19 protein-coding genes and 1 pseudogene are annotated in these 20,640 nt (G+C 67.1%); all 20 read left to right on the top strand.

Going from position 1 to position 20,640, the window contains the following annotated elements:
* Positions 1-19 precede the first annotated feature (19 nt).
* Complete coding sequence (locus C1927_RS10740) at positions 20-700, top strand: flagellar hook capping FlgD N-terminal domain-containing protein (RefSeq protein ID WP_108746655.1); 681 nt, start codon at positions 20-22, stop codon at positions 698-700.
* 32 nt (positions 701-732) lie between these two features.
* Entirely contained in the window at positions 733-1,956 is a 1,224-nt protein-coding gene (flgE, locus tag C1927_RS10735) for a flagellar hook protein FlgE (protein WP_079221841.1), read from the top strand.
* A gap of 32 nt (positions 1,957-1,988) precedes the next feature.
* Complete coding sequence (locus tag C1927_RS10730) at positions 1,989-2,738, top strand: flagellar basal body rod protein FlgF (protein WP_108746654.1); 750 nt, start codon at positions 1,989-1,991, stop codon at positions 2,736-2,738.
* A 103-nt stretch (positions 2,739-2,841) separates the two neighbouring features.
* Positions 2,842-3,627, top strand: a complete 786-nt coding sequence (gene flgG / locus C1927_RS10725) for a flagellar basal-body rod protein FlgG (protein ID WP_079221839.1) — start codon at positions 2,842-2,844, stop codon at positions 3,625-3,627.
* A 22-nt stretch (positions 3,628-3,649) separates the two neighbouring features.
* Positions 3,650-4,342 carry a flagellar basal body L-ring protein FlgH gene (gene flgH, locus C1927_RS10720; protein ID WP_108746653.1) on the top strand — a complete coding sequence of 231 codons (693 nt, stop codon included), beginning with the start codon at positions 3,650-3,652 and terminating at the stop codon, positions 4,340-4,342.
* A 2-nt stretch (positions 4,343-4,344) separates the two neighbouring features.
* Positions 4,345-5,487 (top strand): flagellar basal body P-ring protein FlgI, encoded by a 1,143-nt coding sequence (locus tag C1927_RS10715; RefSeq protein WP_254051575.1) that lies wholly within the window; start codon positions 4,345-4,347, stop codon positions 5,485-5,487.
* 1 nt (position 5,488) lies between these two features.
* Entirely contained in the window at positions 5,489-6,700 is a 1,212-nt protein-coding gene (locus tag C1927_RS10710; protein ID WP_079221837.1) for a glucosaminidase domain-containing protein, read from the top strand.
* An 8-nt stretch (positions 6,701-6,708) separates the two neighbouring features.
* Positions 6,709-8,589: a flagellar hook-associated protein FlgK gene (flgK, locus tag C1927_RS10705; protein ID WP_079221836.1), complete on the top strand. Its 1,881-nt coding sequence runs from the start codon at positions 6,709-6,711 to the stop codon at positions 8,587-8,589.
* A complete protein-coding gene (gene flgL / locus C1927_RS10700; RefSeq protein ID WP_079221835.1) occupies positions 8,586-9,794 on the top strand; it encodes a flagellar hook-associated protein FlgL in 1,209 nt (402 codons plus the stop codon). The genes flgK and flgL overlap by 4 nt, the downstream gene beginning before the upstream one ends.
* Before the next feature lie 86 nt (positions 9,795-9,880).
* Positions 9,881-10,495: pseudogene (locus C1927_RS21700) on the top strand (flagellin); the annotation flags it as partial.
* A 153-nt stretch (positions 10,496-10,648) separates the two neighbouring features.
* Positions 10,649-11,431 carry a flagellin gene (locus C1927_RS21875; RefSeq protein ID WP_322114435.1) on the top strand — a complete coding sequence of 261 codons (783 nt, stop codon included), beginning with the start codon at positions 10,649-10,651 and terminating at the stop codon, positions 11,429-11,431.
* Positions 11,432-11,654: 223 nt separating this feature from the next.
* Positions 11,655-13,259 carry a flagellin gene (locus C1927_RS10690; protein WP_079221833.1) on the top strand — a complete coding sequence of 535 codons (1,605 nt, stop codon included), beginning with the start codon at positions 11,655-11,657 and terminating at the stop codon, positions 13,257-13,259.
* A gap of 183 nt (positions 13,260-13,442) precedes the next feature.
* Positions 13,443-14,780 carry a flagellar filament capping protein FliD gene (fliD, locus tag C1927_RS10685; RefSeq protein ID WP_079221832.1) on the top strand — a complete coding sequence of 446 codons (1,338 nt, stop codon included), beginning with the start codon at positions 13,443-13,445 and terminating at the stop codon, positions 14,778-14,780.
* Between the two features lie 128 nt (positions 14,781-14,908).
* Positions 14,909-15,325 (top strand): flagellar export chaperone FliS, encoded by a 417-nt coding sequence (gene fliS / locus C1927_RS10680; protein ID WP_079221831.1) that lies wholly within the window; start codon positions 14,909-14,911, stop codon positions 15,323-15,325.
* Complete coding sequence (locus C1927_RS10675) at positions 15,322-15,612, top strand: hypothetical protein (RefSeq protein WP_079221830.1); 291 nt, start codon at positions 15,322-15,324, stop codon at positions 15,610-15,612. The genes fliS and C1927_RS10675 overlap by 4 nt, the downstream gene beginning before the upstream one ends.
* Positions 15,609-16,187, top strand: coding sequence for a PilZ domain-containing protein (locus tag C1927_RS10670; RefSeq protein ID WP_079221829.1), 579 nt, complete (start codon positions 15,609-15,611; stop codon positions 16,185-16,187). Before C1927_RS10675 ends, C1927_RS10670 begins: the two co-directional genes overlap by 4 nt.
* A 91-nt stretch (positions 16,188-16,278) precedes the next feature.
* A complete protein-coding gene (locus C1927_RS10665) occupies positions 16,279-16,911 on the top strand; it encodes a response regulator transcription factor (RefSeq protein WP_079221828.1) in 633 nt (210 codons plus the stop codon).
* A gap of 379 nt (positions 16,912-17,290) precedes the next feature.
* Positions 17,291-18,700: an RNA polymerase factor sigma-54 gene (rpoN, locus tag C1927_RS10660; RefSeq protein WP_079221827.1), complete on the top strand. Its 1,410-nt coding sequence runs from the start codon at positions 17,291-17,293 to the stop codon at positions 18,698-18,700.
* A 14-nt stretch (positions 18,701-18,714) separates the two neighbouring features.
* On the top strand, positions 18,715-19,092 hold the full coding sequence (locus tag C1927_RS10655) for a response regulator transcription factor (RefSeq protein WP_049460600.1): 378 nt from the start codon (positions 18,715-18,717) through the stop codon (positions 19,090-19,092).
* On the top strand, positions 19,089-20,594 hold the full coding sequence (locus C1927_RS10650) for a sigma-54 dependent transcriptional regulator (protein WP_079221826.1): 1,506 nt from the start codon (positions 19,089-19,091) through the stop codon (positions 20,592-20,594). Before C1927_RS10655 ends, C1927_RS10650 begins: the two co-directional genes overlap by 4 nt.
* The last annotated feature ends 46 nt before the right edge of the window (positions 20,595-20,640 follow it).

Genomic DNA, 20,640 nt, shown 5'->3' with positions numbered 1-20,640 from the left:
CGCCCGCGAGGATTACCGCATGACCACCGTCACCACCCAGACCAACCAGGACGTCTACGCCGCCCTCGGCCTGAACGCCCCCAACAGCAACAGCACCAAGAAGAAGAACACGCTCGACCAGGCCGACTTCCTGCGCCTGATGACCGAGCAGCTGCAGCATCAGGATCCATTGAAGCCGATGGACAACACCCAGATGGTCGCTCAGATGGCGCAGATGTCCACCGTGCAGGGCATCACCGACCTCAACACCTCGGTGAAGGGCTTCCAGGAATCGATGGCCAGCGACCAGGTGCTGCGTGGCGCGGCACTGGTCGGCCATGAAGTGCTGGTGCCCTCGGAAAAGCTGGTGCTCGAAGCGGAAGGTGATGTCAGCGGCACCGTTGCAGCACCCGCCGCCGGCATCGTCACCGTCGATGTCACCGATGCCAACGGCAGCAAGGTCACCTCGATCAGTGTCGAAGCCGCTGCCGCCGGCGAAGTGGCGTTCAAGTGGGACGGCAAGGACGCCAACGGCAACCGCATGGCGCCGGGCAAGTACTCCATCGTCGCCAACCACGTCGATACCGCAGGCACCAGCACCAAGCTGTCCACCTACGTGCAGGCACCGGTGGAAAGCGTGACCGTCGGCTCCGACGGCCTGTACCTGAACCTCAAGGGCCTGGGCACGGCCCCGATCGATTACGTGCTCCGCGTCAGCTGAGCCGCACCCCCGCATCTACCAGGAGCAATCCCATGGGCTTCAACGTCTCGCTGTCCGGCATCAACGCCGCCAATACCGACCTGAGCGTCACCGCCAACAACGTTGCCAACGTCAACACGGTCGGCTTCAAGCAGTCGCGCGCGGAATTCGCCGACCTGTTCGCCGCCACCAGCTATGGCCTGTCCAACAACCAGACCGGCTCCGGTGCACGCGTCACCAACGTGGCCCAGCAGTTCATCCAGGGCAACAACGACCAGACCGGCCGCAGCCTGGACATGGCCATTTCCGGTGAGGGCTTCTTCACCATGAACATGAACGGCGCACGCGTCTACTCGCGCGCCGGCAACTTCCAGACCGACTCGGCCGGTTACGTGGTCAACCCGCAGGGCGCACGCCTGCAGGTCTTCGCACCCAATGCCGATGGCACCAGCTTCGACGCCGGCCGCCTGGTCGACCTGCAGCTGCTGACCACCGACAGCCCGCCCAAGCAGACCAGCGAAGTGAAGGTGGGCTTCACCCTGCCCGCCAACGCCAAGCAGCCGACGGTCGCCGATTTCGATCCGACCGATTCCAACAGCTACAACCAGTCCAGCGGCGGCATCACCGTCTATGACTCGCTGGGCGTGAGCCACATCCAGGTGTCCTACTTCGTCAAGGACGCCGCGACCAACGGCTGGACCGTGCACAACTACGTCGATGGCGAACCGGCCGGTACTCCGACCGCGATCGCGTTCGACAACAGCGGCAAGCTCACCACCCCGGCCGATGCCAAGATCAGCCTCGGCACGTTCACCCCCACCACCGGTGCGGGCGAACTGAACATGACGCTGGATATCAGCGGTTCGACCCAGTACGGCGAGAAGTTCGCCCTGCGCAACACGCAGCAGGACGGCTATGCGGCCGGCAAGCTCAACGAGATCACTGTGTCCGACAGCGGCGTGGTCTACGCGCGCTACTCCAATGGCGATGACAAGCCGCTGGGCCAGGTGGCACTGACCAGCTTCAACAACACCCAGGGCCTGGCGCAGAAGGGCAACAACCTGTGGGTGGAAACCTTCGAGTCGGGTACCCCGCGCACCGCCGCGCCTGACAGCTCCAACCTCGGCAAGATCCAGGCCGGCGCGCTGGAAGCATCGACCGTGGACCTGACCGAGCAGCTGGTGAACATGATCACCGCGCAGCGCAACTTCCAGGCCAACGCGCAGATGATCACCACGCAGGACCAGATCACCCAGACCGTCATCAACATCCGTTGATGACCTGCTGAACCTGTCACGGAACGCCCCCCATGGATAAAGCCCTTTACGTTGCGATGACCGGCGCCCGCGCCTCCCTGCAGGCGCAGGGAACGCTCAGCCACAACCTCGCCAACTCGGACACCCCCGGCTTCAAGGAAGCGCTGGCCAACACCGAAGCCTTCCCGATCCGTGGCCAGGGCTTTGCCTCGCGGGTGGATGCGCTGCACGTCGACGCCGGCTTCAACCGCACCGCCGGCGCGCAGCACATCACCGGCAAGCCGCTGGACCTGTCGCTGCAGACCGGCACCTGGCTGGCCGTGCAGGCCACCGACGGCAGCGAGGCCTACACCCGTGGCGCCGCGCTGTCGGTCACCCCGAACGGCCAGCTGGTGACCTCCAGCGGCCGTCCGGTGCTGGACGACAACAACAACCCGATCGCCATCCCGCCCTACCAGGCGATGGAAGTGGGCAACGACGGCACGATCTCGATCATCCCGCAGGGCGAAGGCCCGCAGACGATGGCGATGATCGGCCGCATCAAGATCGTGCAGGCCGCCGACGAACGCCTGGAGCGCCGCCTTGACGGCCTGTTCGCCAACACCGACCCGCAGCAGCCGTTCACGCAGGCACAGGGCCCGACGGTGCACAGCGGCCAGCTGGAAGGCAGCAACGTCGATGCCGCCGGTGCGCTGGTGCAGATGATCCAGCTGCAGCGCCAGTACGAAATGCAGGTGAAGGTGATCAAGCACGGCGACGAGAACGCACGCAGCGCCAACAGTCTGCTGCGCTTGGGCGGCTGACGGAATTCCGGCACCGGCACGCGCCGTTGCTGGCACGCCGCTTGCACTACCTCACCCAAGGGCCGCACCGCGCGGCCGGCTTCACCCAGACAGGACTTCGAAGATGAACCAGGCACTGTGGATCGCGAAAACCGGACTGGATGCGCAGCAGATGCGCATGTCGGTGGTTTCCAACAACCTCGCCAACACCAACACCACCGGCTTCAAGCAGGACCGCGCCAGTTTCGAGGATCTGCTGTACCAGCAGGTGCGCCAGCCTGGCGGCGCATCGTCGGCGCAGACGCAGCTGCCGACCGGCCTGCAGATCGGCACCGGCGTACGCGTGGTGGCCACCGCCAAGAATTTCGAACAGGGCAGCCAGCAGCAGACCGGCCGCGCACTGGACGTGATGGTCAATGGCCGCGGCTTCTTCGAAGTGCAGATGCCCGATGGCAGCTCGGCCTACACCCGTGACGGCTCGTTCAAGATCAACCAGGACAGCGAGCTGGTCACCAACAGCGGCTACCCGGTGCAGCCGGGCATCCAGATTCCCGAAGGCGCGCAGTCGGTGACCATCGGCAGCGACGGCACCATCAGCGTGAAGATGGCCGACGACGCCGCCACCGTGGAAATCGGCGCGCTGACCCTGACCGACTTCGTCAATCCGGCAGGCCTGCAGGCCCGCGGCGAAAACCTGTTCCTGGAAACCACTGCCTCCGGCCCGGCGCAGAACGGCAACCCCGGCCTGAACGGCCTGGGCAACGTGGTGCAGGGTGCGCTGGAAGGCAGCAACGTCAACGTGGTGGAAGAGCTGGTTTCGATGATCGAAACGCAGCGCGCCTACGAAATGAACGCCAAGGCCATTTCGACCACCGACGCGATGCTCGGCTACCTGAACCAGAACGTCTGACCGTCGCCAACGGGATACCGCCATGTCGTCCTTCTCCACCCTTGCCCGAATCGCCCTGCCCTGCGCCGTGGCCGCCCTGCTTGGCGGCTGCGTGATCGCCGGCGACGTGCGCCCGTACCCTGCCATTGCGCCGATCCAGCCGATCATGCCGCCGCAGGCCGCACCGACCGCGGGTGCGATCTATGCCGCCGGCCCCACGCTGCAGCTGTACTCGGACCGCCGCGCACGCGATGTCGGCGACCTGCTGACCATCACGCTGCTTGAGAACACCACCGCCACCACCAGCGCCAACACCGCCACCAACAAGGAATCGAACCTGAGCATCGGCACGCCGTCGATCTTCGGTGCGCCGGTGACCCTGGGTGGCAAGGACGTGCTCAGCGCCACTGCTTCGGGCAAGCGTGATTTCACCGGCAAGGGCAACAGCGCGCAGAGCAACCGCCTGCAGGGCAGCGTGACGGTGACCGTGGTGCAGCGCCTGCCCAACGGCAACCTGGTGGTGCAGGGGCAGAAGAACCTGCGCCTGAACCAGGGCGACGAACTGGTGCAGGTGCAGGGCATCGTGCGCCCGGGCGACATCGCGCCGGACAACAGCATTCCCTCCAGCCGCGTGGCTGAAGCCCGCATCGTCTACGGCGGCCGCGGCCCGGTCGCGCAGTCCAACGCGATGGGCTGGCTGAGCCGCTTCTTCAATTCCGGCCTGACGCCGTTCTGAGTATGGCCATGAAGATTTCATTCCGATATTTCCTGCAGCGACGCGCGGCGTCGCTCTACGGATCGTTGTTCCTGGTGCTCGCCGTTGCCTTCCCGGCCAGCGCCGAGCGCATCAAGGACCTCGCCCAGGTAGGCGGCGTGCGTGGCAATGCACTGGTGGGCTACGGCCTGGTGGTGGGCCTGGATGGCAGCGGTGACCGCACCAGCCAGGCGCCCTTCACCGTGCAGAGCCTGAAGAACCTGCTCGGCGAGCTGGGCGTGAACGTGCCGGCCAACGTCAACCCGCAGCTGAAGAACGTGGCCGCCGTGGCGATCCACGCCGAGCTGCCGCCGTTTGCCAAGCCGGGCCAGCCGATCGACATCACCGTGTCCTCCATCGGCAACGCGGTGTCACTGCGCGGTGGTTCGCTGCTGATGGCCCCGCTGCGCGGCGCCGATGGGCAGATCTATGCCATCGCCCAGGGCAACCTGATCGTCGGCGGCTTCGGCGCACAGGGCAAGGATGGTTCGCGCGTTTCGGTGAACGTGCCCAGCGTGGGCCGCATTCCCAACGGCGCCACCGTCGAACGTGCCCTGCCCGATCCGCTGGCCAACGGCGGCGACATCACCCTGAACCTGCACCAGAACGATTTCACCACGGTCTCGCGCATGGTCGCTGCGCTCAACAACGCTTTCGGCGAGGGCGCTGCGCGTGCCGTCGATGGCGTGACCGTCGCCGTGGCCGCACCGACCGACCCGGGCGCGCGCATCGGCCTGCTGGCCCGCATCGAGAACCTGGAACTGACCCCGGGCAGCGCCCCGGCCAAGGTGGTGGTCAACTCGCGTACCGGCACCGTGGTCATCGGCCAGCAGGTGCGCGTCGGCCCGGCCGCGATCTCGCATGGCTCGCTGACGGTGACCATCCAGGAGAACGCCAACGTCAGCCAGCCCAATGCCTTCGGTGGCGGGCAGACCGTGGTCACCCCGCAGTCGACGGTGACGGCCACCAACGATGGCAGCCGCATGTTCAAGTTCAATGGCGGTACCACGCTGGATGAAATCGTGCATGCCGTGAACGCCGTGGGCGCTGCCCCGGGCGACCTGATCGCGATCCTGGAAGCGCTGAAGCAGGCCGGTGCGCTGAGCGCCGAACTCGAGGTGATCTGACATGCGCATCAATCCCGCCTTCGACCTGAATCCTGCACAGCAGACCGACCCGGCCAGGATCGACAAGGTCGCGCGCCAGCTGGAAGGCCAGTTCGCGCAGATGCTGGTCAAGAGCATGCGTGATGCCAGCTTCGGTGATTCGCTGTTCCCCGGTGAAAACAAGATGTTCCGGGAGATGTACGACCAGAAGATCGCCGAGGCGATGACCCGGGGCAAAGGCCTGGGCCTGTCGTCCATCATCAGCCGCCAGCTGTCCGGCCAGCAGGCCGACGGCCCGGCGCTGGATACCCGCGTGGACCCGGCCAAGGCCAGCCGCGCCTACCAGCTCAATGCACCGGCCAAGGCGGCGCCCTCGCTGTCGCTGGACGATGCCAGCCAGGCCGTGCGCATGCTGCAGCAGATGGCGGCAGGCGCCCAGGAGGGCGCGCAGGCCGCGACCAGCCCCGCACTGGCACCGATGGAGCAGGCACTGGACCTGATTGCCGGCCGTGACAGCAGCAGCATGCACCGTTCGCTGGGCACCAGCGATCCGTACGCCAGCAGCATCGACGGCGACGATTGGGCGGCCAGCAACGACCAGTGGGCGGCCACCGCCAGCAACCGCGGCAGCATGGGCACGCCGGCCGATGCCCTGGCCACCCGCACCGCCGTGGCCCAACTGGGCGCGAACACGCCCGAAGGATTCGTAGCCAGCATCTGGGGCCACGCACAGAGCGCGGCCAAGGAACTGGGCGTGGATGCCCGCGCCCTGGTGGCCCAAGCCGCGCTGGAAACCGGCTGGGGCAAGCGCCAGATCAAGCACGCCGACGGCAGCACCTCGCACAACCTGTTCGGCATCAAGGCCACCGGCTGGAAGGGCCAGAGCGCCGTCGCCGGCACCCACGAGTATGTCGATGGCGTGCGCCGTAACGAAACAGCCAGCTTCCGCGCCTACAGCACGCCCGCCGAGAGCTTCGCCGACTACGTGCGCCTGCTGAAGACCAGCCCGCGCTACCAGCAGGCACTGCAGGCCGGCACCGACGTGCAGGGCTTCGCCCGTGGCCTGCAGCGCGCCGGCTACGCCACCGATCCGCGCTACGCGGCCAAGATCGCCGCGATCGCCGGTGGCCCGACCATCGAGCGCGCCGTGGCCGCCGTGACCGACGCCGGCACGCGCCTTGGCCAGACCTTCGCCAGCACCGCAACAGCGGCGCTGGGTATCACCCGTCGTTGAGGAACCCCATGTCCAGCGTCCTTTCCACCGGTACCAGTGCCCTGCTCGCCTTCCAGCGTGCGTTGGCGACCACCAGCCATAACGTCGCCAACATCAACACGCCCGGCTACAGCCGGCAGAAGGTCGACTTCGCCACCGCCGATCCGCAGAACTACGGGTTTGGCGAGGTGGGCAGCGGCACCCGGATCACCGACATCCGCCGCGCTGCAGACCAGCTGGCGATCTCGCGGCTGCTCGACAGCAGCGGCGAACTCGCGCGCCTGAAGCAGCTGTCGACCATGGCCGACCGGGTCAACGCCCTGTTCTCCGATTCAGCCACGAACGTCGCCGGCTCCTGGTCCAACTTCTTCGATGCCGTCAGCGGCCTGTCGTCCAATGCCGCAGGCACGGCCGACCGGCAGAGCCTGCTCGATGGCGGCAAGGCCCTGGCCAGCCGCTTCGGCCAGCTCAACACGCAGATGAACAACCTCAGCAGCGAGGTCAACAACGGGCTCATCGCCGGTGCCACCGAGATCAACCGGCTGGCCCAGGAAATCGCCCAGATCAACGGCGCCATCGGCAGCAACGTGACCGACGCCGCGCCGGACCTGCTGGACCGCCGCGACCAGCTGATTTCGCAGCTGGTCGGCTACACCGGCGGCACCGCGGTCGTGCAGGATGGCGGCGTGATGAACGTCTACACCGCCGGCGGCAATGCGCTGGTGGTGGGCACGACGGCCTCCAAGGTCACCACGGTGACCGACCCCTACCAGCCCGAGCGCCTGCAGCTCGCCCTGCAGACCCAGGGCGGCACGATCACCCTGGACCCGAAGGCCGTGGGCGGGAAGATCGGCGGCATGCTCGAGTTCCGCGACACCGTGCTGACCCCGGCCCAGGCCGAACTGGGCAAGCTCGCGGTCGGCCTGGCCGAGAGCTTCAACCAGGCCCACCGCCAGGGCGTGGACCTGTATGGCCAGATGGGTGGCGACTTCTTCAACATCGGCAACCCGCGCGTCACCCCCAACACCAGCAACGCCGGCACCGGCAGCATCACGGCGACCTATGGCGACCTGTCCAAGCTGGATGCCCAGAACATCGTGCTCAAGTTCGACGGCACGCAGTGGCAGGCCAGCCGCGCCGATACCGGCGCCAGCGTTGCCCTGACCGGCACCGGCAGCGCCACCGATCCGCTGGTGATCAACGGCGTCGAACTGGTGGTGAGCGGCACGCCGGCCACCAACGACCGGTTCCTGCTGCAGCCGACCGCCGGCGTGGCCGGCAGCCTGGAAACGGCCATCACCGATCCCTCGCGCATCGCGGCCGCCGCCGCCGTGAAGGGCACGGCAGCACTGGCCAACACCGGTACCGGCAAGCTGACCGGCGTTGCGGTGACCGACGTCGGCAACGCCAACCTGCGCGACCCTGCCGCGATCGTGTTCACCTCGGCCACGACCTACACCATCAATGGCGGGGCCCCGCAGACCTATACGCCCGGCCAGACCGTCAGCGCCAACGGCTGGAGCTTCGTGCTGGATGGCGCGCCCAAGACCGGCGACACCTTCAACATCACCCCTACCCCGGCAGGCTCGTCCGACAACAGCAACGCCGCGCTGCTGGCCAAGGTCGAGGATGCCAAGGCATTCAACGCTGGCACGGTCACCCTCAACGGCGCGCTCGGTGGCCTGACCACCCAGGTCGGCGCCGCCGCACGCTCGGCCGAGTATTCGCTCGATGCGCAGCAGGTCATCTCGGACAAGGCGCAGTCCGCCCGCGACGAGATTTCCGGCGTGAACCTGGATGAAGAAGCCGCCGACATGCTGCGCCTGCAACAGGCCTACCAGGCCGCCTCGCAGCTGATCTCCACCGCCGACAACATGTTCCAGACCATCCTGGGAGCAATCCGCCGATGAGCAGCCGCATTTCCACCGGGATGATGTTCAACCAGTCGGTATCGCTGATGCTGGCCAAGCAGTCCAAGATCAGCCACCTCGAGCAGCAGATCGCCACCGGCAGCAAGATCAGCTCGGCCAAGGACGATCCGGTCGGTGCCGGCACCGCCGTTGGACTGGACCGCGTCGTGGCCGGCCTCGAGCAGCTCGGCAAGAACGCCAACAGCGTGCAGAACCGTCTTGGCCTGCAGGAAAACGCGCTGGCCCAGGTCAATGAACTGATGTCGCGCGCCGTTGAACTGAGCATCCAGGCCAACAGCCCGGTGCCCAAGTCCAGTGACCTCAAGGCCATCGTCAGCGAACTGAAGACCATCCAGGACAGCCTGCTGTCGCTGGCCAACTCCCGCGACGGCAGCGGCCGCTACCTGTTCGGCGGCAGCAACGACGCCGATGCACCGTTCAAGCTGTCCGGCGGCACGGTCACCTACAACGGCGACCAGAACCAGCGCCAGGTGGAGGTTGCGCCCGGCCAGCTGGTGTCCGATGCCCTGCCCGGCAGCGAGATCTTCATGCGCATCCCCACCGGCGATGGCCGCGTGGATGCCAGCGCCGCCGCCGGCAACAGCGGCAGCGGCCTGCTCACTTCCATCAGCCGCGATGGCAGCGGCAGCTGGGCCGGCGGCACGCTCAACGTGCGCTTCACCGGCACCGCCGAAGGGGCCTACGAGGTCGTGGACGGCAGCGGCACGGTGGTGGGCAGCGGCACCCACAAGCCCGGCGAAGACATCGTCGTGGCCGGCGTCAGCATGCGCATCGAAGGTGCGCCGGTGGCCGGGGACGAATTCAACATCAGCGACGCGGGTACCCGCGACATCTTCTCCACCCTGGACAGCCTGGTCGCGGCACTGGAAACCGACCCGTCCACTGAAAGCCAGCGCACGGCACTGCAGAACACCCTGCAGTCGAGTATCCGCGACCTCAACCGGGCCTCGGAAACGATGATCGATGCCCGTGCCAAGGGCGGTGCGCAGCTGGCCGCCATCGATACCGCGGCCAGCGCCCGCGAAGCCACTGCCGTCACCGTCAAGAGCACGCTCTCGACGATGCGCGATCTCGACTACGCCGATGCGATCGGCCAATACAAGCTGGAGAACGCTGCCCTTCAAGCCGCCCAGACCATCTTCAGCCAGATGCAGGCGATGTCCCTGTTCAACAAGATCGGCTGACCCCTTCCCGTTCCACCTGACTTCCAGCACGGCGCGTCCCGCGCCTTTCCTCACCGAAACGAACCGAGCAACCACGGAGAAGCACCATGGCACAGATCATCAACACCAACACCATGTCGCTGAACGCTCAGCGCAACCTGACCACCAGCAGCAGCTCGCTGGCCACCTCGATCCAGCGCCTGTCCTCGGGCCTGCGCATCAACAGCGCCAAGGACGATGCCGCCGGCCTGGCCATCTCCGAGCGTTTCACCACCCAGATCCGTGGCATCAACCAGGCCGCCCGCAACGCCAACGACGGCATCTCGCTGGCCCAGACCGCCGAAGGCGCACTGGGTGAAGTGGGCAACAACCTGCAGCGCATCCGCGAACTGGCCGTGCAGGCCCGCAGCGCCACCAACTCCGCATCGGACCGCCAGGCGCTGAACGCCGAAGTGCAGCTGCTGAAGCAGGAAATCCAGCGCGTCGCCGAACAGACCAACTTCAACGGCACCAGCCTGCTGGATGGCAGCTTCACCAACCAGGCCTTCCAGATCGGCGCCGACCAGGGCCAGACCATCAACATTTCGCAGATCGCCAATGCGAACGTGCACAAGCTGGGCGACTGGACCAGCGCCTCGACCCCGGCCAGCGTGACCGGTCAGGCCGCGACGGGCGGTGCAGCGGCTGCTACGCCGACCACGTCGGGTCCTTCGGGCAACTTCACTCCGGTTGTCTCTGCCGCTGCGGGTGGGTTCGCCTTCTCGGTGGGCGGCGTTGAAATCCATACCGCTGCTGCGGGTGATGCGGTCAGCGTGGCCGACCTCACCACCGCCCTGGCCAACAAGTCCGACGCGCTCGCTGCCGCTGGCATCACCATGACCGGCACCGTGGCTGCAGGCACGCTGGCGTTCTCGCGTGCCGATGGCAACGACATGGCGATCACCGTTACCGGCACCACGGGCACGGAAGGCTTCGGAACTGCAGGTTTCGTCGCCAACCACCAGGACGGCACGCCTGCCGTCGCCGCTGATTACCCGGCCGTCACCGCCGGCCAGCTGACGATGACCAAGGCCGATGGCAGCGGCGTGGTCGACATCACCGTCGGCGCCGCCAAGACCGCAACGGAGCGCAACACCCTGCTGGTGAATGCCATCAACGCCAAGACCCACGAAACCGGCGTGACCGCATCGCTGATCGACGGCAAGGTGCAGCTGGAAAACAAGGAAGGCAACTTCACCATCGGCGGCACCCTGAGCGCGACCGAGCTGGCCAACGCCACCGGCCTGACCGCCGGCAGCAGCGCCACCACCGGTACCTCGTTCGCCGCAGGCACCACGCAGACCGGCTTTGCCGAGCTGGACATCTCCAACCAGGCCAACGCTGACAACGCCATCCTGGCCATGGATGCCGCGCTGCAGTCGATCAACTCGGCGCGTGCCGACCTGGGTGCGATCCAGAACCGCTTCACCTCGACCATCGCCAACCTGAACACCAACTCGGAAAACCTGTCCGCCGCCCGCAGCCGCATCCGCGACGTGGATTACGCGCAGGAAACCGCCGAGCTGACCCGTGGCCAGATCCTGCAGCAGGCCGGCACGGCCATGCTGGCCCAGGCCAACCAGGTGCCGCAGAACGTGCTGCGCCTGCTGCAGTCGTAACCGACGCCGCACCCTGAGCTGTACCGAGGCCCCGCCATGCAGATGGCGGGGCCTTTTCATTTGCCCCGGGAAAAAAGCACCGAAACTTTCCTAAAGGCCGGAGGGGTAGTGCCGTTATTGATTTCAGCAGCGGTAGCACACCCCTTGGGGGGAAGCCAGCCACTGCCCCCCGAAACCGGTCAGGCTGCTCTGCCGGACACACTGCCAACAAGGAAACCGCACCATGGCACAAGTCATCAACACCAACACCATGTCGCTGAACGCCCAGCGCAACCTGAGCACCAGCGGCACCAACCTGGCCACCACCATTCAGCGCCTGTCCTCGGGCCTGCGCATCAACAGCGCCAAGGACGATGCCGCCGGCCTGGCCATCTCCGAGCGTTTCAGCACCCAGATCCGCGGCGCCAACCAGGCTGCCCGCAACGCCAACGACGGTATTTCGCTGGCCCAGACCGCTGAAGGCGCCCTGGGTGAAATCGGCAACAACCTGCAGCGCGTCCGTGAACTGGCCGTGCAGTCGCGCAGCGCCACCAACTCCGCTTCCGACCGCCAGGCGCTGAACGCCGAAGTGCAGCTGCTGAAGCAGGAAATCCAGCGCGTCGCCGAGCAGACCAACTTCAACGGCACCAGCCTGCTGGACGGCAGCTTCACCAACCAGGCCTTCCAGATCGGCGCCAACCAGGGCGAGACGATCAACATCTCGCAGGTTGCCAACGCCAACATCAGCAAGCTCGGCAACTGGACCAGCGCCACCACCTCGGCAACCGCCACCGGCGTTGTGCCGAACGGTGATGCCGTCGCCGCTGTCCCGGCTGTTGCCGCCACCAAGGCCATGGGTGCATTCACCGCGTCCGCCGGCGGCGATGCGACCAGCAGCGTTACCCAGACCTTCACTGCAGGCAGCGCCACCCTGGCTGTCACCGTGACGGGCGCTTCGGATGCAGCAAGCAACGCCGCTGCCTTCGTCACCGCCGGCTTCGGCGCCGACGGTACCGGCACCGTCAACGGCTTCAGCCTGGACCTGGGTGCGGCCACCACCATCGCTGGCGCCATCACCGCGGGCAGCCTGACGGTCTCCCGCGCTGACGGCACCAACTTCACCCGCGCCCAGACCGTCGCTGGCGCCGCCTACACCACCGCCCCGGGCTTCGCTGGCCCGACCGCCGCCAGCACCAACGGTGTGGCTGGCGAAGCTGCGATCCCGTCGAAGTTCGGCGCCGCCAGCTTCACCATCACCGGCACGCTGGATGGCGCTGCCACCTCGGCGGTGCAGATCGACCTGACCGCGGTCGGCTCGGCTGGCGATCGCGCCACCCAGCTGGTCAACGCTGTGAACGCCAAGACGCACGAAACCGGCGTCAGCGCAGCGCTGGTCGAGGGCAAGGTGCAGCTGACCGGCAAGGAAGGCGACTTCACCGTGGGCGTTGCTGGCTCGACCGACGCTGCCGACCTGCTGGAGCAGACCGGCCTGACCGCCGCTGCCACCACCAACTACGCCGCTGGCGGTGCCAAGACCGGCTTCGCCGATTTGGACATCTCCTCGGTCGGCGGTGCAGACAACGCCATCCTGGCGATGGACGCAGCCCTGAACTCGATCAACTCGGCCCGTGCCGACCTGGGCGCCATCCAGAACCGCTTCACCTCGGTGGTTGCCAACCTGAACACCTCGTCGGAGAACATGTCCGCAGCCCGCAGCCGCATCCGCGACGTGGACTACGCTTCGGAAACCGCCGAGCTGACCCGCAACCAGATCCTGCAGCAGGCCGGTACCGCCATGCTGGCCCAGGCCAACCAGTCCAGCCAGAACGTGCTGAGCCTGCTGCGCTGATCCAGCGGTAGTACCTTGCAGTAACGGGAAGGGGGCGAAAGCCCCCTTCTTCGTGCCCGGCGGCCGGTTGGCACGCGCCTTGCACCGGGTGGGGAAGCGTTTCAACGCTCAAGCTCGCCCATCCCCGGCCGATAGCAGGTGCAGGACACCTGAACGGCCCGTCCAAGAACAAGGATTCCCCGCATGGCCATCGGCACGATTGGTACAGGTCTCGACATTCCCTCGCTGGTTGCCCAGCTGACAGCCAAGGAACGCGAGCCCCGCGAAAACCAGATCAACTCGGCCGGTGTTGCGGCCAGCGCCAAACTGTCGGCGCTGGGCACCATCAAGAGCGGCATGACCACCCTGCAGACGGCGCTGAAGACGCTGGTGACGGGCATGGCCAAGCCCGGCATGAAGCTCACCACGCCCACCGAGTCGAACTTCACCGCCGCGCTGGATACCAGCACCACGGCCGGCAAGGCCGCAGCGGGTACCCACCAGGTGGAAGTCAAATCGCTGGCGCAGAACCAGAAGCTGAGCTCGCAGGCCTACACCAAGGATGCCGTCGTGGGCGACGGTACGCTGTCGATTGCCTACGGCGACAAGACCATCAACGTGGAGATCGAAGCCGGCGCGACGCTGGAGAAGATCGCTGCGGAAATCAACTCGGCCGCGCAGAGCAAGGGCGTCACCGCTGCGGTGGTCACCGCCGACGATGGCCAGCACCTGGTGCTCACCGCCGTCGATTCGGGCACCAAGGGCGCGCTGAAGGTCAGCGCCAGCGGCGGCAATGGCGGGCTGTCCAGCCTGGTCTATGACGGCACCGACGCCTCGAAGATGAGCGAAATGGTGCCGGCCAAGGATGCCGTGGTCGTGGTCGATGGCTTCACCCGTACCAGCAGCTCCAACACCATCACCGACCTGGTGCCCGGTGTCAGCCTGACCTTGACCAAGGCCAAGGAAGGCGAGCCGCAGACGCTGACCATCGCCCCTGACAACAGCACGCTGAAAACCAACCTCAACGCGTTCATCACCGCCTACAACTCGATCCAGTCGACGTTGAAGAGCTCCAGCGCCTACAACGCCGAAACCAACACCGCCTCGACGATGACCGGCGATGCCATGGTGCGCGGCCTGCAGCAGCAGCTGCGCACGCAGCTGAGCAGCAACGTCAACGATCTGAAGGACCTGGGCCTGACCATCGCCGCCGATGGCACCCTGAGCCTGGATGCGGCCAAGCTGGACACCGCACTGTCGAAGAACCCGGAAGCGGCCAACAAGCTGTTCGGTGCCGAAGGCGCGCTGGCCAAGCCGATGACCGAGCTGATGAAGAGCACCCTGGATACCACCAGCGGCACGATCACCCAGCGCCAGGCCACCTTGAACAAGCAGATCAAGGCGCTGGAAAAGCAGCTGGACGATCTCGACAAGAGCATGGAAAAAGTGTCCGACCGCTACACCAAGCAGTTCACCGCGATGGAAAAGATGGTCTCGCAGATGCAGTCCGCCAGCGGCTCGCTGATCGACCAGCTCGGCTGATCCACGCGCTTTTCCCGTGCAGGTGGCACTCAAGTAGCACGCCACCTGCGCCGATAACACGTTAGACCCCGTGCCGAACCCATGCCCCTACCCGCGCGGATGGGCAGGCATTCCAGGAGATTCCATATATGTACGGTTCCAATCGGCAGTTCGCCGAGCAGTACCGCAAGGTCGGTGTGACCACCTCGGTCGTGGACGCAGATCCGCACAAGCTGGTGGCCCTGCTGCTGGCCGGTGCATGCGAGCGCATCCGCACCGCTGAAGCCTCGCTGCAGCAGAATGACCAGGCGCGCAAGGGCAAGGCCATCGGCGAAGCCTGTGCGATCGTCGGCCACCTGCATGGCTCGCTCGACCACGAAGCTGGTGGCGAGATCGCCGGCAACCTGTCGGCGCTGTACGACTTCGTCATCATGCGCCTGACCGAAGGCAACCTGCACAACGATTCCACCGCGCTGCAGGAAGCGCTGGGCCTGATGGTCGAAATCGATTCGGCCTGGAACGCCATTCCGGCCGACCAGCGCCACGTCAAGGCGGTGGCACCGTGAACCTGCAATCACTGCACGATTCGCTGGACACGCTCGACGCCAGCCTGCCGGGCGATGACTACGACACCAGCGAGCGCCTGATGGCCGAGCACCTGCAGGCCGTGGCCGCACTGTCGATGGTGGTCGAGCGCCCCAGCAACGAGGCCATCCTCGCCCTGCGCGACCACCAGCAGCGCGTGCTGGCCCGCATGATCGGCCTGCGCGACGAAGCCGCCGCACACCTCAAGCACACGGGCCGCTCCCTTCGCGCCGCCCATGCGTACCTGAAGGCAGAATCGCTGGCATGACCCTGCTGCCGACCACGTCGCTGCACCACCCTGCCGAGAGCGAGCTGTTTGATGAAACGCTCAGCTGCGAACTGGCCCTGCCGGCCGAGTTCCAGGCCGGCAGCGCGGCGGGCCGCACCAGCAGTGCCGAAGGCCTGCTGCGCAGCCTGGCGCTGGTGGAAGACAGCCGCGGGGACGAGCACGACGAACGCAGCGAAGCGAGCCTGCAGATCCAGCGCCTGGAAGCCAAGCTGGACCTGACCATGGTGCTGCTGGGCCGCCTGGTGCGCCAGCAGGGCCAGGACCTGCCACTGCGCCCGGTGCGCTGGTCGCGCCGCGGCATCCGCCTGCAGCTGGGCCCGCGCAGCGGCGCCCTGCCCGGCCAGGCCGGGGTGGTACGCCTGCAGCCCAGCGACTGGCTGCCCGACAACATCGACCTGCCGGTAGACGTGATCGCCGAAGCAGCCGATGGCAGCGGCGGCCACTTCCTGTGGCTGCGCTTCAACCGCCTTGGCGATGGCCTGGAAATGGCCATGGAACGGCACTTGTTCCGTTTGCATCGGCGTCAGGTTGCCGAAGCGCGGCGAGCGCGCTGAAACCTGCCACCCGGCAGCGGGACGGACGGCCCTTGGCGTGCCCGTTCAGCTAAGTTAAGGTGGTCTCCCCTCACGGACCAGCAACGTACCTGTGCGAGTTCTCATCGTCGACGATCACACCCTGGTTCGGGCCGGCCTGGCGCGACTGCTGCAGGGGTTTGCCGATGTGCAGCTGGTGGCCGAGGCGAGCAACGCCGAACAGGCCCTGCAGATGGCCCTGCAACACGCCCCCGACGTGGTCCTGATGGATCTGTCCCTGCCCGGCCGTACCGGCCTGGAAGCGCTGAGCGACATCCGCCTGCGCTCGCCCGGTACGCGCATCGTGATGATGACCATGCACGACGACGCCGCCCACGTGCGCGATGCACTGGACCGTGGCGCCGTGGGTTTCGTGGTGAAGGATGCCGCCCCGCAGGAGCTGGAGCTGGCGCTGCGCGCCGCGCACGCCGGCCAAGTGTTCCTCAGCCCGCAGATCTCGGCCAAGATGCTGGCGCCGATGCTGGGCCGCGAGAAGCCCACCGGCATCGCCGCCCTGTCGCCGCGCCAGCGCGAGATCCTGCGCCGCATCGGCAAGGGTGAGAGCAACAAGGAAATCGCCGCCGACCTCGGTATCAGCGTGAAAACGGTGGAGACCCACCGCGCCCGCATGATGGAGTCGCTCGGCTGCCGCCGCGCCAACGACCTGCTGCTGCTGGCAGCACGGCACCAGCACGAGCTCGAGTAGAGTCGACCGTTGGTCGACTGCGCTTCGCGCCCTCTGCCTCGGTAGCGTCGACCGTTGGTCGACTGCGGTCTGCGCGGGAGTCGACTGACAGTCGACTCTACCCCCCTTTCCGGCCCGTGCAGCGACGACAGGATTCCGTCACCCCGACACGCCCTGACGGAATTCCGTACACACAGGCTCCCCGGGCACGCAGCCCAATCACCACAAATCAACAACTTGGCGCAGGACTTCGTCAACTTCCCGCGACGCTGTAGGGGATACCCCTACAAACTGTCGGGAATACCACCAGCGCACTCAGGAACCCCCCGATTCCGCCTGCCCGGGATCAAAAGCAAGATGTGTTCCACAAGGCGTCGGGGAGCGGCGCCGGGGAACTGAAATGAAGGCTGCACTTTCGACCCAGCTGGGCCAGACGCTTCACCTCACGCCGCAGCTGCTGCAGTCGATCCGACTGCTGCAACTGGACGGCCTGCACCTGGAACAGGAAATCCAGCGCCTGCTGGATTCCAACCCGCTGCTGGAAATCGAGGACGCTGAAGCACCGGCGGCCGACGCCACCGACGCCAGCACCACCACCCTGGAAACGGCAGCCTTCGATGAGCTGCCCGAGTCGTCCATGTGGGACGTGGCCGGCAGCAGCTGGCAGGACGGCGACGACGACCGCATGGCCCGCATCGCCGCGGGCGAGTCCAGCGACCCGCAGCTGCGCGTGCTGCAGCGCCTGGCCCTGGACCTGGACGAGCGCGAGCTGGCCGTGGCGGCCTTCTGGCTGGAGCACTGCGACGAAGCCGGCTACCTGCAGGCCCCGCTGGACCAGCTGCAGCTGCTGGCCAGTGCGCAGTTCGATATCGATGGCGCCGGCGTGGAAGCCATCCGCCAGCAGCTGCTGCACGGCGAACCGGCCGGCATGGCCGCGCAGGACCTGCGCGAAGGCCTGCTGGCGCAGCTGTACAGCCTGCACGGCGTGGTGCCGGCCCGGCACCTGGCCGCACGCATCCTGGAAGGCGCGCTGGAAGCCCTGGCCGCGCACGACTACCCTGCCCTGGCCCGCCAGCACGATGCCGAAGTGGACGACGTGCGCGAGGCCGTGCGCCTGATCCTGTCACTGCAGCCGCGCCCGGGCGACAGCCTGCTGCCCGAACGCAATGCGGTGGTGGTGCCCGACGTGGTCGCCTGGCACGCCGATGAGCAGTGGAAGGTGGCCCTGAACCCGGCCACCAGCCGCCGTGTGTCGATCAACAGCCAGTACGAACAGGCGCTGGCCGAAACCAGCGACGCCGCCCCGGCCCTGCGCGAGATGCTGCAGGAAGCACGCTGGTTCAGCCGCGGCCTGTCGATGCGCTACGACACCCTGCTGCGCACCGCGCGGGTGATCGTCGAGCGCCAGGCCGCGTTCCTGGTGCGTGGCGAGGAAGCCATGGCACCGCTGACCCTGAAGGAAGTGGCCGAAGCGATCGGCATGCACGAATCCACGGTGTCCCGCATCACCACCGGCAAGTTCCTGCAGACCCCCCGCGGCACCTTCGAACTGAAGCACTTCTTCGCCGTGCGCCTGGAAGGCGCCAGCGTCTCCGGCCAGGCCGTCAAGGCCATGGTGCGGCGCCTGATCGACGCCGAACCGGCCGGTCGCCCGCTGGCTGACGAGGCCATTGCCGGCCTGCTGTCGCGCCAGGGGGTGAACATTGCCCGCCGAACCGTCGCAAAATACCGCGAACAACTGGATATCGCCCCGGCCCGCGAACGGCGCCGGCTCAGCGCCAGGCAACCACAGCTGGCCCGCGTGGGCTGAAAAGGATGTTGGACATGAACAAGCTCACAGTTCTGCTGGTCGATGACCATGAGGGATTCATCAACGCGGCGATGCGCCACTTCCGCAAGATCGACTGGCTGCAGATCGTCGGCAGCGCCGGCAACGGCCTGGAAGCGATCGAGCGTTCCGAGTCGCTGCGCCCGCAGGTGGTGCTGATGGACCTGGCAATGCCGGAAATGGGTGGCCTGCAGGCCACCCGCCTGATCAAGTCGCAGGACGATGCCCCGTACATCGTGATCGCCAGCCACTTCGACGACGTCGAGCACCGCGAGCACGCGCTGCGCGCCGGCGCCGACAATTTCGTCAGCAAGTTGTCGTACATCCAGGAAGTCATGCCGATCCTGGAAGGCCTCAGGGAGGATCGATCGTGAGTGAATCGCGCATCCTTGTGCTGGACAACGACGCCGTGCGTGCCGAGCGCACCGTTGCCCTGCTGGAATTCATGGATTTCAACCCGCGCTGGGTCTCCGACGCGGCCGACTTCGACCTGGGCCGCCAGCGCCAGAACGACTGGATGGCGGTGATCGTCGGCAGCCTGGACGACAGCGCTGCCAGTACCGCGCTGTACGCCTGGCTGGGCGGCAGCAGCCTGCCGCCGCCGGTGCTGCTGGCCGACGGTGAAGCTGCGGCGTTTGCCCAGCAGCACGGCCTGCACGAAGCCAACATCTGGCCGCTGGAAGCCCCGCTGCGCCATGCGCAGATGGAAGCCCTGCTGCGCCGCGCCAGCCTCAAGCGCCTGGATGCCGAGCACCAGGCCGGTGCCGTGCAGGACCAGGGCCCGACCGGCAACGGCCCGGCCGTGACCGGGCTGCGCACCATGATCGAGCAGGTGGCCGCCTTCGACACCACCGTGCTGGTGCTGGGCGAATCGGGCACCGGCAAGGAAGTCGTCTCGCGTTCGATCCACCAGCGCTCGCCGCGCCGGGATGGCCCGTTCGTGGCGATCAACTGCGGCGCCATTCCCGCCGACCTGCTGGAAAGCGAGCTGTTCGGCCACGAAAAGGGTGCCTTCACCGGTGCGCTGACCGCCCGCAAGGGCCGTTTTGAAATGGCCGAAGGTGGCACCCTGCTGCTGGACGAGATCGGCGACATGAGCCTGCCGATGCAGGTGAAGCTGCTGCGCGTGCTGCAGGAGCGCAGCTTCGAGCGCGTCGGTGGCAACCAGACCATCCGCTGCAACGTGCGCGTGGTCGCCGCGACCCACCGCGACCTGGAAACCCGCATCGCCGAAGGCAAGTTCCGCGAGGATCTGTTCTACCGCCTCAACGTCTTCCCGATCGAAGTGCCGGCGCTGCGCGAGCGTCGCGAAGACCTGCCGGCGCTGGTGGAAACCATCGCCATGCAGCTCGGCCGCACCGGCCGCGGCGAAGTGCGTTTCACCCCCGAAGCACTGCAGGCCCTGGCCAGCTACGAGTGGCCCGGTAATGTGCGCGAACTGACCAACCTGGTCGAGCGCCTGGCCGTGCTGCATCCGGGTGGCTCGGTGCGCGTGCAGGATCTGCCGGCCCGCTACCGTGGCGATGCCGCGCTGGCACCGGTGGCGCCCCCCGCGCCGGCGCCGGTGGCCGCCAGCGAGGAACGCCTGGACCTGCGCAGCTTCTCCTTCCACACCCCCGGCAGCGGCGGCCAGCCGGCGCTGGAACACGGCATCGCCGTGAACCGTGGCAGCGCGCCTGCAGCCCTGCCGGACGACGGCCTGGACCTGCGCAACCACATGGCCACGATTGAACTCGGCCTGATCAACGAAGCCCTGGAACGCACCCAGGGCGTGGTCGCCCACGCCGCCCAGCTGCTTGGCCTGCGCCGCACCACCCTGGTGGAAAAGCTGCGCAAGTACGGCATCGAACGCGAGCAGGCTGAACTGGCCGGCTGAGCCCACGAAGCCGGGGTCGGATCCCTCCCGCAGGGAGGGCTCTGAC

The sequence above is a fragment of the Stenotrophomonas sp. ZAC14D1_NAIMI4_1 genome, from assembly GCF_003086775.1.
GTDB lineage: Bacteria > Pseudomonadota > Gammaproteobacteria > Xanthomonadales > Xanthomonadaceae > Stenotrophomonas.
The sequence above is the reverse complement of the archived record's forward strand: the minus strand, read 5'-3'. Positions and strand labels throughout refer to the sequence as shown.